Annotated in this window: 13 protein-coding genes; 10 read left to right on the top strand and 3 right to left on the bottom strand. The window is 43.1% G+C overall.

Features of this window, described 5'->3' with window-relative positions; all coding sequences use genetic code 11:
• Window positions 1-153 precede the first annotated feature (153 nt).
• Complete coding sequence (locus ABJF92_RS08195; RefSeq protein ID WP_446815305.1) at window positions 154-792, bottom strand: DsbA family oxidoreductase; 639 nt, start codon at window positions 790-792, stop codon at window positions 154-156.
• 40 nt (window positions 793-832) lie between these two features.
• Window positions 833-1,507, bottom strand: a complete 675-nt coding sequence (locus ABJF92_RS08190; RefSeq protein ID WP_446815304.1) for a DNA-3-methyladenine glycosylase I — start codon at window positions 1,505-1,507, stop codon at window positions 833-835.
• A 142-nt stretch (window positions 1,508-1,649) separates the two neighbouring features.
• Here ABJF92_RS08190 and ABJF92_RS08185 point away from each other — a divergent pair, with 142 nt between their 5' ends.
• The 5 genes from ABJF92_RS08185 to ABJF92_RS08165 are packed head-to-tail and all read left to right on the top strand — an operon-like array spanning window position 1,650 to window position 5,923.
• Window positions 1,650-2,375, top strand: a complete 726-nt coding sequence (locus ABJF92_RS08185; RefSeq protein ID WP_446815303.1) for a pyridoxine 5'-phosphate synthase — start codon at window positions 1,650-1,652, stop codon at window positions 2,373-2,375.
• 8 nt (window positions 2,376-2,383) lie between these two features.
• Window positions 2,384-2,974, top strand: a complete 591-nt coding sequence (locus ABJF92_RS08180) for a DTW domain-containing protein (RefSeq protein ID WP_446815302.1) — start codon at window positions 2,384-2,386, stop codon at window positions 2,972-2,974.
• A gap of 13 nt (window positions 2,975-2,987) precedes the next feature.
• The gene (locus tag ABJF92_RS08175) at window positions 2,988-3,284 is read left to right on the top strand and encodes a DUF1244 domain-containing protein (protein WP_446815301.1); all 297 of its coding nucleotides are present in this window, start codon (window positions 2,988-2,990) and stop codon (window positions 3,282-3,284) included.
• Window positions 3,256-3,963, top strand: a complete 708-nt coding sequence (locus ABJF92_RS08170) for a transglutaminase-like cysteine peptidase (RefSeq protein ID WP_446815300.1) — start codon at window positions 3,256-3,258, stop codon at window positions 3,961-3,963. Before ABJF92_RS08175 ends, ABJF92_RS08170 begins: the two co-directional genes overlap by 29 nt.
• 10 nt (window positions 3,964-3,973) lie before the next feature.
• Window positions 3,974-5,923 (top strand): EAL domain-containing protein, encoded by a 1,950-nt coding sequence (locus ABJF92_RS08165; RefSeq protein ID WP_446815299.1) that lies wholly within the window; start codon window positions 3,974-3,976, stop codon window positions 5,921-5,923.
• A 48-nt stretch (window positions 5,924-5,971) separates the two neighbouring features.
• On the opposite strand, the gene ABJF92_RS08160 is transcribed toward ABJF92_RS08165, so the two are convergent.
• Window positions 5,972-6,337, bottom strand: coding sequence for a hypothetical protein (locus ABJF92_RS08160; RefSeq protein WP_446815298.1), 366 nt, complete (start codon window positions 6,335-6,337; stop codon window positions 5,972-5,974).
• A 160-nt stretch (window positions 6,338-6,497) separates the two neighbouring features.
• Here ABJF92_RS08160 and ABJF92_RS08155 point away from each other — a divergent pair, with 160 nt between their 5' ends.
• The 5 genes from ABJF92_RS08155 to ABJF92_RS08135 all read left to right on the top strand — a co-directional run bounded on the left by ABJF92_RS08155 (window position 6,498) and on the right by ABJF92_RS08135 (window position 12,842).
• Window positions 6,498-8,780 carry a type I secretion system permease/ATPase gene (locus ABJF92_RS08155; RefSeq protein ID WP_446815297.1) on the top strand — a complete coding sequence of 761 codons (2,283 nt, stop codon included), beginning with the start codon at window positions 6,498-6,500 and terminating at the stop codon, window positions 8,778-8,780.
• A 1-nt stretch (window position 8,781) separates the two neighbouring features.
• Window positions 8,782-10,107, top strand: coding sequence for an HlyD family type I secretion periplasmic adaptor subunit (locus ABJF92_RS08150; RefSeq protein WP_446815296.1), 1,326 nt, complete (start codon window positions 8,782-8,784; stop codon window positions 10,105-10,107).
• Window positions 10,108-10,213: 106 nt separating this feature from the next.
• Window positions 10,214-10,855 (top strand): helix-turn-helix transcriptional regulator, encoded by a 642-nt coding sequence (locus ABJF92_RS08145; protein ID WP_446815295.1) that lies wholly within the window; start codon window positions 10,214-10,216, stop codon window positions 10,853-10,855.
• Window positions 10,856-11,050: 195 nt separating this feature from the next.
• Window positions 11,051-11,665, top strand: a complete 615-nt coding sequence (locus ABJF92_RS08140; RefSeq protein ID WP_446815294.1) for an ANTAR domain-containing response regulator — start codon at window positions 11,051-11,053, stop codon at window positions 11,663-11,665.
• Window positions 11,658-12,842 carry a CmpA/NrtA family ABC transporter substrate-binding protein gene (locus tag ABJF92_RS08135; protein ID WP_446815293.1) on the top strand — a complete coding sequence of 395 codons (1,185 nt, stop codon included), beginning with the start codon at window positions 11,658-11,660 and terminating at the stop codon, window positions 12,840-12,842. The genes ABJF92_RS08140 and ABJF92_RS08135 overlap by 8 nt, the downstream gene beginning before the upstream one ends.
• Window positions 12,843-12,888: the final 46 nt, after the last annotated feature.

Raw genomic sequence — 12,888 nt, 5'->3', positions numbered from 1 at the left:
TCACCAGTATTCTAATAATGCGATTCTATTTTTAATGTTAATGATTATCAACAATTAAAATATTATCTATTTCTCCTTTTTAATAGTTTTTTTGATGGTCTTGGTACCGCAAGCTTAATCAGCTGAAAAAGTGCGATACCAAGTCATCTTTCGTTAGGCTTTCTTGGCAAGATCAGTCAATACTTTGAGAAAGGACTCTGGGTCGTGGGCACCATGGATCATGTATTTATCATTGATCACGTAAGTCGGAGCGGACTCTATATCTAAGCTACGTAAATGACTAAGCTTCTTCTTAGTTAATGTGGCGGCTTTCTCACTCAGAGCATAGTCAATATCAGAGTCTTGTAAACCAATGCTTTTTGCTGTGTCTATCAGAACTTGCTTTAGTCCAATGTCCTGCCCTTGGGTAAAGTAGGCTTGATACAAAGCAAGTACGAAAGGTGTCGCGAGGCCAACCTTACCTGCCGCTAATACGAACTGGTGGGCCAGTATGGTATTGGGCATCCTGTCTTTCTCTGAAAAATTAAAGGTAATACCGGCTTCAACTCCAACCTGTTGCAGAGCGTGGGTTACTTCATTAAGTTTCTCAGCACTGCCAAACTTTTCTGTTAAATAAATATCTCTATCAGCGCCTGCTAGTGGCATGTCCGGATGTAACTCAAAAGGCTGCCAGCGAATGTCAATGCGATAGTCGTCCCCTAATTGCTCTATGGCCTGTTGGAGGCGGGTGTAGCCTAAATAGCTCCAAGGGCATACAAGGTCTGAAATAATGTCGATACGAAGATCGGCCATAGGGTCTCCTATTGATTTAAATAATGGTGTTAGCTTGGTGTTAATTCACGCTCAGAGCGATGCATTGGCTAATAGCGCAGTAGGGCATGCCTGATTGCTCATGCCAGTGGTTAAAAGCTTGCTGGGCTGCGCTCAGGGCGCTTTGGGTGTCTCGGCCAGTGGTGATAATCTCGTTATGGCGAAGATAACCTTCGACGTCTTTGGTTAGTAGAAAGGTGTCCTTGCCCATCGCTCTTAATGTATAGGGGCCTGTGTTGCCACCTAAGCGCTTACCGTGCTGTTTTAAATAGCGCCATAGACCCGTAATGTCATGAACAGGCCATTGCGCTATGAAGTTAGCAAAGCTTGTCTGTTGTACCTGACAGTCACTAATCATTAAGGCATTCTCACGTATGGTCATGACTTTCCCATAGTTGCGAATAATACGGGGGTCTTTGGCTTTGGCCTCCCACATTTCATCGCTCATCAAAAGCATCTTTTCGATATCAAATGCGAAGAAGATATCTTCAAATCCTGGCCATTTGTTACGTACGACTTGCCAATTAATACCTGATTGGAAGATTTTTTGGGAAAAGGCTGCGAGCCATCTGTCATCCCCAAGTTGATATAGTTCTTTGTCTGTTAGCGGTTGGGCTAATTTGGCTTCAAGGTTTTCTTCGCCTCCATGGCGCAAGGCCGCTCTGGCGAAAATAGAGGAAAAATCTTCGTACTGCATGCTAGGCTCCTGAAAACAGTCTCCAGTTTACCATAAGCTATTTGATCATGGTTCTGCGATGGAGAATAACTTCTGTTCTTTGGGTTCTGGAATGGTGAGCTTTGACTTATAATGCGCAAAACTAATGATCGAGAGATGGTGAATGACACACTTAAGCGTGAATTTAAATAAAATTGGTTTACTTCGAAATTCTCGAGGAAGAGACTATCCGAACATGGTCACCATGGCGCAAAGAACCCTATCATTAGGGGCTTTTGGCATCACTATTCACCCTCGCCCAGATCAGCGTCATGCGACCTATCAAGACTGCCATGACTTAAAAGCTTTACTTAAGCAATACCCAACAGCTGAATTAAACATTGAAGGCTTTCCTGATGAAGGCTTTATGAATGTTGTATTAGAAGTTCAACCTCACCAGTGTACGTTAGTTCCTGATGATCCAAATCAGCTGACCTCCGATCACGGTTGGAATCTTTTTCGAGATCAGGATGCCTTACGTCCGGTGATCGATAAACTCAAAGCGCAAGGCATACGTGTGGTTTTGTTTATGGACCCAGATGCCGATAACATGGCCATGGCCAAAGAAATTGGTGCTGATCGAGTAGAGTTGTACACAGAAGCTTATGCGAACGCTCATGGTACCGATGCATTGCCTGAGTTACTGGCGCAATATCATGGTGCGGCTCAGGCGGCTTTAGATGTCGGCTTAGAAGTGAATGCAGGCCATGATTTAGATTTACAAAATGTTGAAGCTTTATGCGAAACAGGCTTGATCAAAGAGGTCTCTATCGGGCATGCGTTAACCATTGAAGCTTTAGATCTTGGTTGGGACAACGTCGTCAAAGCTTATCTAAAAAAGTTAGGATAGTCACTTAAATGTCTGCTCGGAAGACGTGTTGTGGTTGTGGCTATCTGGCCACCCAATGCGTGTGTCCTTGGCTGCCTTCACTGGCTACTTCTTTACAAGTTGTTGTGTTGCAAGACCCTAAAGAAGCCGAACATGCCAAGAATACGGTAAATCTATTAAAATTAGCTTTGCCTTCCGTGCGGTGTTTGAACGCTCATGATGGTGACGCCATTGCGACCTTCATCCGATCTATTGATGTTCAGCGCTGGCGATTAATCTTTCCTACTCAAGAGGCTCAGGCAGTAGAGATGCAATCGGCTTCCGTTATGTCAACAATTGACGGGGTCATTTTATTGGATGCCACCTGGCGAAAAGCGAAAAAGTGTTACTGGTCTCATGAGTCTTTACAATCTTTGCAGGCGTGGAACTTTGCCTGTCCCCCAGAGTCAGAATATGTCATTCGTAAGTCGCCAGATACAAATGCACTGTCGACATTAGAGGCCTGTGCTTATATTGTTGAGCAAGTTACTGGTGATGATATGCAAGCGTTGCGAAATTTTATGACCTCTGCTCAAACATGGCAGTGGCGACATCAGCCTTTGCATCACCGTCAAAAATAAGGAACCCAGTCCTATGAGTAAAGACATCGAAATTGAAGCGGCAGTACTGCGCCGTTTACTGAAACATTTGGATGACAATAAATCCGTTCAGAATATAGATTTGATGAACCTAGCAGGTTTTTGTCGCAACTGTTTAAGTAAATGGTATATGGCGGAAGCCAATGCATTAGGTCAGGATATGGATTACGATCAAGCCAGAGAAAAAGTGTATGGGGAACCATACCAAGAATGGAAAGAAAAGTATCAAACGCCTGCGAGCACTGAACAACAGACAGCTTTTAATGAAAGCACTGCTAATAAAAAAGGCTAGTCAGCTTTCCGTGTTAGCCAGTAAGGCAGTCTTCAAAGTCTTACTGGGCTTAATCATCATAGTCGGGTTAACTCCCCAGAAATGGTTGTGGGCGGATGTCTCACAAAAATACAAAGACATAGCCTATCAAGCTGGTTTGAAATATGAGCCCAATGCAGAGAAACGCATTTTAGCTTGGCGTCGCCTTATCGACGAATCCCAGTCCTTATCTGTTGTGGATAAGCTTACCGTGGTCAATAAATTTTTCAACCAGATGGGTTTTGAGGATGATATTGACCTTTGGGGGCAAGAGGATTACTGGGCTACTCCCATTGAGTTTCTTGGTTTGCAGTCTGGGGATTGTGAAGATTTCACCATTGCGAAATACTTCACTTTGCGTGAGCTTGGGGTGCCGGACTCCCAGCTACGATTGGTATACGTTAAAGCGCTAAGGTTAAATCAACACCATATGGTTCTGGCTTATTATCATAAGCCAACCTCAGTACCGGTTTTGTTAGATAATTTGGATAAAGAATTAAAGCCAGCAATCAAACGTCGTGATTTGCTGCCGATCTACTCATTTAATGCAGAAAACCTGTGGTTGTCGAAAGAAAAAGGACGTGGTGTTTTGGTAGGTGGTTCATCTCGATTGAGCCTGTGGACTGACTTAAATAGTCGCCTTGATACGTTTACTAAGTAGGAGAATTGGGATGACACTGTTTCGCCAATTAATGATGACAATTGTGATGATTTTCACATTGATGTTGGTTGTTGTTATGGGCATAAACTTCAATACAACTAAGGGGTATCTGATTGGGCAATTGCAATCAACGACGCAAGATACTGCGACGTCCCTTAGTATGTCGGTTTCAGATTTTATGGCCCTTGAAGATTATGCCGCCGTTGAAAGTAATATTAATGCGGTGTTTGATGGTGGCTACTTCTCCAAAGTAAGGGTACACGTTTACGATACAGAGCAAGACATCACCCGTTCTAATGTGATGCATATAGAGGGCGTGCCAAGCTGGTTTATTAGTGCCATCGATTTTGATGTGCCAGAAGCTAATGCCATTATTTCGAATGGTTGGAGTGAGTTAGGTCAAGTTTACGTAACTGGTAGTGCGGGTTATGGGTATCAGCAGCTCTGGTTGGCTACTCGAGACTTATTGGTTTGGTTCTTATGTATTGGCGTGATTACTTGCGTGCTTGGTGCGTTTGCACTTCGTTTACTGTTCAGACCCCTTGTTGAGCTTGAGAAACAAGCGGAGGCCATTCAGCAACGCCGCTTTGTTAAGATGGCTAGCATCCCAAAAACTCGTGAGCTGAAATCTGTGGTTCTGTCCATGAACCGCATGGCAGAAAAACTCGAAAAAGAATTTGCTTCAGAAGTAGAAACTGCTAAATGGTTACAGGCAAAAGCGTTTAAAGACTCTGTAAGTGGTTTAGGTAATCGTCATTTTTTTGATAGCCAGGTTAAGGCGCACTTTGGCGATCGTTTCCGTGGTGTCGATGGTCTGGTGTTGGTGAGTCTTGCTGACTTGGCTAAGTTAAACAATGAACGTGGTTATGAAGCGGCGGATATGTTCATCCAGGCTGCAGCAGAAATTTTATCGAAAAAAGTCAATGAACTGTCGTCCGCTGCCACATTGGCTCGTTTATCTGGTGCTGACTTTGTGATCTTAGTGCCGAACGTCGATTATGATCAATTGCATACTGCTGTGACTGAGTTAATGGAAGAGTTGTTAGAACTTAATTTGGCACGTATTAGTTATTCTCACTATGTTGCTAACATAGGTGCAGTGACCATAGACAACGAAGTACAGCGCTCCAATGCTATGGCGCAAGCGGATACAGCCTTACGCGCAGCAAAAGCCATAGGGCCAAACGAAGTCGAAGTTTACGATTTAAAAACCAGCCAAGAGGTATCGATTGGGCGCATGGCTTGGAAAGACGTTTTGGAGTATGCGATTGAGCATCGAACCTTCCGTCTGCGTAAACAAAAGGTGTTTAATCTGGATGACTCCATGGAAGCACTCCATGAAGAGGTTTACACAAGCGTACTGTTCCATGGTAAAAGCTATCATGCAGGTTACTTTATTAGTTTAGCTGAGCAGTTTGATCTTGGAGACAGGGTTGATCAGGTAATCATAGAGACAGTAATTAAATTTATTGAAGAGGGTAAGGCAAAAGCACCATTGGCAATTAACTTATCCGCTTGTGCCTTGGTGAAGCCATCTTTCTCTAAGTGGTTGGAAAATCGCTTGTTGAAGCTAGATAACAAGGTTAAATCTAAATTAGCCTTCGAGGCCTCTGAGCAAACTATCTTGGCAACTGAAGAGCAAGCATTAGGTTTAGTGCACATATTGAAGAAACAAGAAGTGAAATTTGGCATTGACAATGTGGGTAAGCAATTCTCCGCCTTTGATTATCTGCAAACCTTGATGCCTGACTATGTGAAAATTGATTCTTCCTACACCCGGATGGTGACCGGTAAAGAGTCGGAAGCCTTCTTTATGCACACGCTATGTAAGATGTTTAATAGCCTAAATATTAGTGTGATCGCAACAGGAATAGAGAACGAGAAACAGCTTAAAACCCTTGAGCGTTTTGATCTGGCTGGTGGGCAAGGCTATGTCTCTGGAAGGGCGGAAGAAATGTAAATAAGTGAAAATTATTTACTTATAAAAATTACTAAAGGCGAAGCTTAATTAAATTAAGCTGTCGCCTTTAGTGCCGAAACTGTCCTCAGCTAGTAAACTTTCTTCTTGGCCACTGTGAACCCCACGAACCCATTTACGACTAAGCAGTTTTTTCTGAGCGGGTAAAGGAAGCTCAGTAAATTGAATGATGCGTTTTTCCACCAGTAATTCCACTAAATCCTCTAGAACCCTCATCATTTCGCTGTCAGAGCTAGTCAGCATTTGCTGCGTGCTGGCACTGTGACTATTTAATTTATCTTCTAGAATCAAGGCTACAATAGGATCATCAGGGGATACTAGTATAGCGTATTCATCTGTCTGCACTGTAGCTACGTCCAGTATATCGCCTGTTTCGTTTACCTTTGCGTAAAGCATGATGGTTTCCTTTATGTGTTGATTTGTAGCTTGAAATTAATTGTATAGTCTTGTTGCCTTGTCTTCCCATCTTACTTAATAAACATTATCCTAGGCTAGAGTCATCGCAGTATAAGTTCATAAACTTATTTGGTTTTTTGTAAAAGGGAGAAATAAGAGTATGTCTGACTCTGGTATTTCAGATAAACATTCTTCAACACAGATCAAAGATGCTCAAGCATCAGATGAGTTTAATGATTATAACGTTGAAGCGGAAGACTCTATTGAAGCTCCTGTCGCAAAAACCGAAAAATCTCAATGGAAAGTCGCCGCAACCTCTTTAGAATATCCCAATCCATTATTAGATTGTTTGGTATTGCTCAGTAAATTTTTCCATAACCCTTACACTGCAGATGCCATTGCGGCCGGGTTGCCAATTACCGATAATGACATGACCCCTGAGCTGTTCCAGCGCGCGGCAAAACGAATCGGTATTAGCTCACGTTTAGTGAAGCGTCCTATAAAGAAAATCCCTGACATGATCCTTCCAACGGTCTTGTTGTTAGAAGACCAGCAAGCTTGCGTGCTTCTTGAAGTTGACCATAAACAGGGCATCGCCAAAATCTTCCGTCCAGAATCAGGCGAAGGGGAGGTTTATCTCCCGCTAGAAAAACTTCAACAAAATTACAAAGGTTACTGCTTCTTTGTTAAGCCTATTTATCAATTCGACAAACGTTCAGAACAAAAAGACGATGAACAAAAGAAAAAAGGCCACTGGTTTTGGGGAACTGTCACCCGTTCTTGGCGTATTTACCGTGATGTGTTTGTCGCCTCTTTATTGATTAACATTTTTGCGGTTGCAAGCCCTTTATTTGTGATGAACGTTTATGACCGTGTGGTGCCCAATAGTGCCTTTGATACTCTTTGGGTCTTGGCAATTGGTGCGGTGGTTGTTTACTTGTTTGACTTCCTGTTACGCAGTTTACGATCCTATTTTATTGATATCGCAGGGAAAAAATCTGACATCTTGGTATCTGCTGCAATCTTCTCTAAAGTCAGTAACATCACCATGGCTGCTCGCCCTAAATCTGTAGGGGCCTTTGCGAAAAACCTGCAAGAGTTCGAAAGTATTCGTGACTTTATCACTTCCGCTTCGATTACCACCTTGGTAGATATTCCTTTCATGTTTCTGATTGTCGGTGTGATTTGGTTGATTGGCGGGCCTGTAGGTTACATACCTATTGTTACTATCTTCCTGATTATTGCCTATAGCTTGATTATTCAGATCCCACTGCGTAAATCGATCGAGGAAAGTCAAAAAACGGCGTCGCAAAAAAATGCGGTTTTGATCGAAAGTTTGTATAACGCAGAGAGCGTAAAGCTTAATAATGCAGAAGGCGTACTTCAGAAACAGTGGGAAAATGCGGTCGGTAATATTGCGGATTGGGGAGTTAAAACTCGCCAGCTGTCTCAGTCTTGTTCATCTTTTGCCATGGTTGCCCAACAATTAACCACAGTGATTATTGTAATTGTCGGAGTTTATCAAATCGCTGAAGGTACTATGAGTATGGGGGCCTTGATTGCGGCAGTTATGTTGACAGGTCGTGCTTTGGGCCCTATGGGGCAGGTTGCTAGTTTAGCGACACGTTATAACCAAGCAAAATCGGCATTCAGCTCCCTAAACGAAATCATGTCTTCACCCGTTGAAAAACCAGATGATGTGAAGTTTGTTCACCGTCCTAAATTTAACGGTGATTTTCAATTTGAGAACGTTAATTTCTCTTACCCTGAGCAAGAACAAGAAGCTATTTCGGCCATTAATATCAATATAACGAAGGGTGAAAAGGTTGCCATTATTGGTCGTATCGGCTCAGGTAAATCGACTTTAGGTAAGTTGATGACAGGGCTTTATACGCCAACGAGTGGTGCCATGCGCATTGATAGTGTTGACTTGAGGCAAGTTAACCCAACAGATCTACGGCGTAATGTGGGTACCGTGTCGCAAGATGTGAGTCTTTTTTATGGCTCGATTAAAGACAATATTGTGATGGGTGTGCCTTACATGGAGGATGAGGCCATTCTTCGCGCTGCAGAGCTTTCTGGTGTGGCGGAATTTGCCAACCGTAAACCCAGTGGATTAGACAGTATTGTGGGCGAGCGAGGTATGCAGTTGTCTGGTGGTCAGCGTCAGAGTATTGCGATAGCGAGGGCGCTATTATTTGATCCACCAATACTTATTCTTGATGAGCCGACAGCCTCAATGGACAACACGACGGAATCTCGAATGAAGCGTCGACTGATGGATGCAGTTAAAGACAAAACCTTAATTCTTATTACCCATAAGGCTTCGATGCTGGATATGGTTGATCGAATTATTGTAATGGATAATGGACGTCTTATAGCTGATGGTCCTAAGGCTCATGTACATGAAGCACTCCGTCAAGGTAAGTTGAAGGTTAGTTAATATGAGTGACAAAACATCACAAAATGATCTGGACTTTTTAAACGATCGTAACGCCGCCTTAATGCTTAAATCTCCTCGCGGCGGACGTATCATTTTATGGGCAATTTTCCTATTTGTTGTCTCAGGCTTAGTATGGGCCAATTATGCGTCCTTAGATGAAGTAACTGTGGGCGATGGTACGGTGATTCCGTCTAGCCAAGTGCAAGAAATTCAAAACCTGGAAGGTGGCATCCTAAAAGAAATCAACACCCAAGTTGGTCAAACGGTTGAACGTGGCCAGCTCTTGATGACCATTGAAAACACAGAGGCCTTGTCTTCGTTGCGCGAACAGCAAGCTGAATCGATAAGTTTGCGAGTTCGGGCTTCTCGTTTACAGGCCGAATCAACTGGTGACGAGCCTGTATTTGATGCTGAGATTCGCGCTTTATATCCAGATGTGGTTGGCCGTGAAATGGATCTTTACAATAACCGCTTAGAGTCCTTGGAAACCAATCAACTGGTATTTCAACAACAACTAGAGCAAAAGAAACAAGAGATTGTTGAACAGGAAGCGAAGTTAGCGAACTTGAGACAAAGTTTTGAATTATCTCAAGAGGAGTTAAACTTAACGCGTCCCGCTTTTGAACAAGGGGCAGTTTCACGAGTTGAATTGTTGCAGCTGGAGCGTGAAGTGAACCAACTTAAGGGCGACCTAGAGGCGACACAACTCGCAATTCCTAGAGCAAGGTCGGCTTTAAAGGAAGCACAAAACAAACTCAAAGAAAGTGAAGCAAAATTCCGCGCAGAATCACAAGAAGATTTAACCAATGTGCGTGGCAAACTAGACCAAATTCGAGAATCTAGCGTATCGTTAGAAGATAAGGTCTCGCGTACCCAAGTTCGTTCACCAGTAAAAGGGATTGTTAAGCAAATTCAGATTAATACGGTGGGCGGGGTAATTCGTCCAGGTATGAATCTGCTTGAAATCGTACCTTTAGAGGACTCCTTACTGATCGAAGCAAAAGTTCGCCCAGAGAATATAGGCTTTATTAAACCGGGATTAAACGCGGTAGTAAAACTAACAGCTTATGATTTTGCTATTTTTGGTGGCTTGCAAGCAAGTGTTGAGAATATCAGTGCTGATACAATTCTTGATGAAGAAGGTAACAGCTTTTATCTTATTCGTGTTAGAACAGATAAGAACTATTTAGGAACACAGGACGCTCCTTTGCCAATCATTCCAGGGATGCAAGCAAGTGTTGATGTCATCACCGGCAAGAAAACGCTGCTGGATTACTTGCTGAAGCCAATTTTGAAAGCAAAGCAGAACGCATTACGTGAGCGATAAATTTACAAGAATAATGACATTGTGTTGATTTGTAACAAATTTTAACACCTACAGAATAGTACTCTAGGTACACTGTAATTATAAGCTTGATATAGGCGTATTGATTTTGAAAATTTTGTGTTGGAATACAAATGAAGCGGTATGGAATCATTGGAATCAAGTGACACGTTCTGACATGACGTTGGTGCGTGCAAAAAACCTATCTGAGACCAACCAGTTATTAAAAAATGCAGCGGCAGATTTTGCTTACTGTTTCATCTATTTGGAAGATGAGAGTTTTTCAGAGCAAGTTGAACAGGTGGTGATTTTACACAACCAGTACCCTCAAAATAAGGTGATTGTGTTTCCCAATAAAGCCAGTCAAGAAGCGGCACTAAGATTATTGTCTGTGGGCATTAATGGCCAATGTCAGCCGTTCATTGGTCGACAGCAGCTCGAGTTAGTGCTAAATGTCATTGACTCTGGGGAGATCTGGGGCGGTAAAGTTTTTATTGAAAAACTTATCCAACAGACTGCTGCTGTCTTAGAGACGCAAGAGCGTGATGTTGAGCTTGATGGATTGTCTGAGCGTGAGAATAAAGTGGCGCACTTAGTTGCCCAGGGTCTCTCTAATAAGCAAATAGCCAATGATTTGAATGTTACTGAACGTACAGTAAAGGCTCACTTGACGGCTATCTTTAAGAAAACCTCTGCAAAAGATAGATTGTCTTTGGCAATGTTGGTGCAAAAGTCTCATAAAGTGCACTAATTTGGTTTTTTTTGGGTTTTGTTGTTGCCCTTTCTCAGGGCGAATCCCTCCCTTAACTAATAGGTTATCTAGTGCCGATTGATAACCTATTGATATTATTGTCTTTATCTTTATTTCCTTGTTTTTTAAATTTGCTTGTTTGTGGCGCATTTGTTGCATTTCTCTTGATGATACTTTGCTTCAAGAGAATGTAGTATGTCTGTACAGGCAGAAAATGAATTGACCGTAATGCTGGTGGATAATGAACCCGCCAGAGCAGCGATTGTTGAGCAAGCGATGCGCGATAATGGTTACCGTGTTATTAAACGCTTGGCCTCTGCGCGAAACCTTACCCAAGCTGTTAATGAGTCTCAGCCAGATATGGTGATCATTGACATCGAGTCCCCTGATCGTGACATGTTGGAAAATATGTCGCGTCTTACCAAAGACAACCCTCGTCCAATTGTAATGTTTGCTGAAGAAGATGACTCTCACCATGTTGAGGCCGCTATTCGAGCAGGGGTTAGTGCTTATGTGGTTGATGGTGTACAAAGTGGCAGTGTGAAAGCTCTGTTGCAGGTTGCGATTGCTCGCTTTAGAGAGTTCCAAGCATTGCGATCCGAGCTTGAATCCGTCAAAAGTCAATTGGAGGATCGTAAACTCATTGAGAAGGCTAAGGGCTTGATTATGAAGCATCAAGGCTGTGACGAGCCTGCGGCCTACCAAGCTTTAAGAAAGCTGGCAATGGATCGCAGTCAACGAATGACGGATGTCGCTCGTAACATTATTTCGGTCATGGAGTTGATGGGAGGGGACAATAAAAATGTTTAATGATGAAAAAGATCAGAATACCGATTATCAAGTTCGCATAGGCTTTATTCCACTAATTGATTGTGCACCTTTCGTGATCGCCAAAGAAAAAGGCTTTTATGAGCGAGAAGGCGTCGATGTGGTGCTATCCAAAGAGGCTTCTTGGGCAAGCATTCGCGATAAGGTAGCGTTTAATTTGCTGGATGGTGCTCACATGTTAGCTTCACTACCCATTGCAGCAAGTCTCGGAGCGGGTACGGTAAAATCTCCTATCCAGACCAGCTTTATCGTAAGTCATAATGGTAATGGCATCACCATAGGTAACCATCTGTATGAGTCCTTGGCAGACATCGCCGATGACCCAAATGAAATTCGCAATGGTCAAGCCCTTAAGCAATACATCGCTGCACGGGGTACTGAGAAAGCACCCCTTAGATTTGCCATGGTCTACCCATACTCTTCCCATAACTATCAGCTGCGTGACTGGCTTCACAGTGCTGGTATTGATTCGGACCGTGACGTGCAAATCATTGTTTGTCCTCCTACGCAAATGATCGATTACCTGAAGCAAGGTGAGATTGATGGTTATTGTGTAGGTGAGCCATGGAACAGTTTGGCGGTAGAGCAAGGCGTTGGCCACATGTTAGTGACTGGTTATGAGATTTGGGGGAGTACACCAGAAAAAGTTTTTGGGGTAAATTCCAAATGGGTGGATGCTCAGCCACAACAACATTTAGCAATGATACGGGCGCTAAATGCTGCTTGCACTTGGGTAGATGATGGGGCGAATCAAACTGAACTTCTTAATATCTTAAGCCGTTCAGAATACCTTAATTGTACCGTAGAGCAGTTGGTTTACGGTTTTGATAGTATCAAGCCAAAAGGTCAGTTTGACTGGCCGATGGAGGCTTACCAACGTTTTTCAGGTAATGATATAAACCGCCCTTTACCTAACTATGCCTTGTGGATCATGGGGCAAATGTATCGCTGGCAGCAACTTGGCAACATGTCATCATTAAATGAATTTGTTAATCAAGTGTATCGTCAGGACTTATATTTTGAAGCGTTGGGACTGCCGGTTCCTGAGACAAAAAGTTCCCTACTAAGTAAGGAGCAAGAGAGTAAGTGGCTTGATTCAGTGGCAAAAGGCGAGGTGTCTTTGCATGAGCAGGGGATCCAAAAAGGATTTGTCTTTTAGGGTGCATTATCGTGCACGGGTCGCCATGTTATAGGGCGAATCTGTG

This window comes from Marinomonas sp. (genome assembly GCF_039940335.1).
In the GTDB taxonomy this organism is placed as follows: Bacteria; Pseudomonadota; Gammaproteobacteria; order Pseudomonadales; family Marinomonadaceae; genus Marinomonas.
The sequence above is the reverse complement of the archived record's forward strand: the minus strand, read 5'-3'. Positions and strand labels throughout refer to the sequence as shown.

What these genes read in the sequence shown, in the direction of transcription:
- ABJF92_RS08185 (WP_446815303.1), top strand. Translation starts at nt 1,650, where the DNA reads ATGACACACTTAAGCGTGAATTTAAATAAAATTGGTTTACTTCGAAAT.
- ABJF92_RS08155 (WP_446815297.1), top strand. Translation starts at nt 6,498, where the DNA reads ATGTCTGACTCTGGTATTTCAGATAAACATTCTTCAACACAGATCAAA.
- ABJF92_RS08195 (WP_446815305.1), bottom strand. Translation starts at nt 792, where the DNA reads ATGGCCGATCTTCGTATCGACATTATTTCAGACCTTGTATGCCCTTGG.
- ABJF92_RS08190 (WP_446815304.1), bottom strand. Translation starts at nt 1,507, where the DNA reads ATGCAGTACGAAGATTTTTCCTCTATTTTCGCCAGAGCGGCCTTGCGC.
- ABJF92_RS08170 (WP_446815300.1), top strand. Translation starts at nt 3,256, where the DNA reads ATGAAAGCACTGCTAATAAAAAAGGCTAGTCAGCTTTCCGTGTTAGCC.
- ABJF92_RS08135 (WP_446815293.1), top strand. Translation starts at nt 11,658, where the DNA reads ATGTTTAATGATGAAAAAGATCAGAATACCGATTATCAAGTTCGCATA.
- ABJF92_RS08140 (WP_446815294.1), top strand. Translation starts at nt 11,051, where the DNA reads ATGTCTGTACAGGCAGAAAATGAATTGACCGTAATGCTGGTGGATAAT.
- ABJF92_RS08165 (WP_446815299.1), top strand. Translation starts at nt 3,974, where the DNA reads ATGACACTGTTTCGCCAATTAATGATGACAATTGTGATGATTTTCACA.
- ABJF92_RS08180 (WP_446815302.1), top strand. Translation starts at nt 2,384, where the DNA reads ATGTCTGCTCGGAAGACGTGTTGTGGTTGTGGCTATCTGGCCACCCAA.
- ABJF92_RS08175 (WP_446815301.1), top strand. Translation starts at nt 2,988, where the DNA reads ATGAGTAAAGACATCGAAATTGAAGCGGCAGTACTGCGCCGTTTACTG.
- ABJF92_RS08150 (WP_446815296.1), top strand. Translation starts at nt 8,782, where the DNA reads ATGAGTGACAAAACATCACAAAATGATCTGGACTTTTTAAACGATCGT.
- ABJF92_RS08160 (WP_446815298.1), bottom strand. Translation starts at nt 6,337, where the DNA reads ATGCTTTACGCAAAGGTAAACGAAACAGGCGATATACTGGACGTAGCT.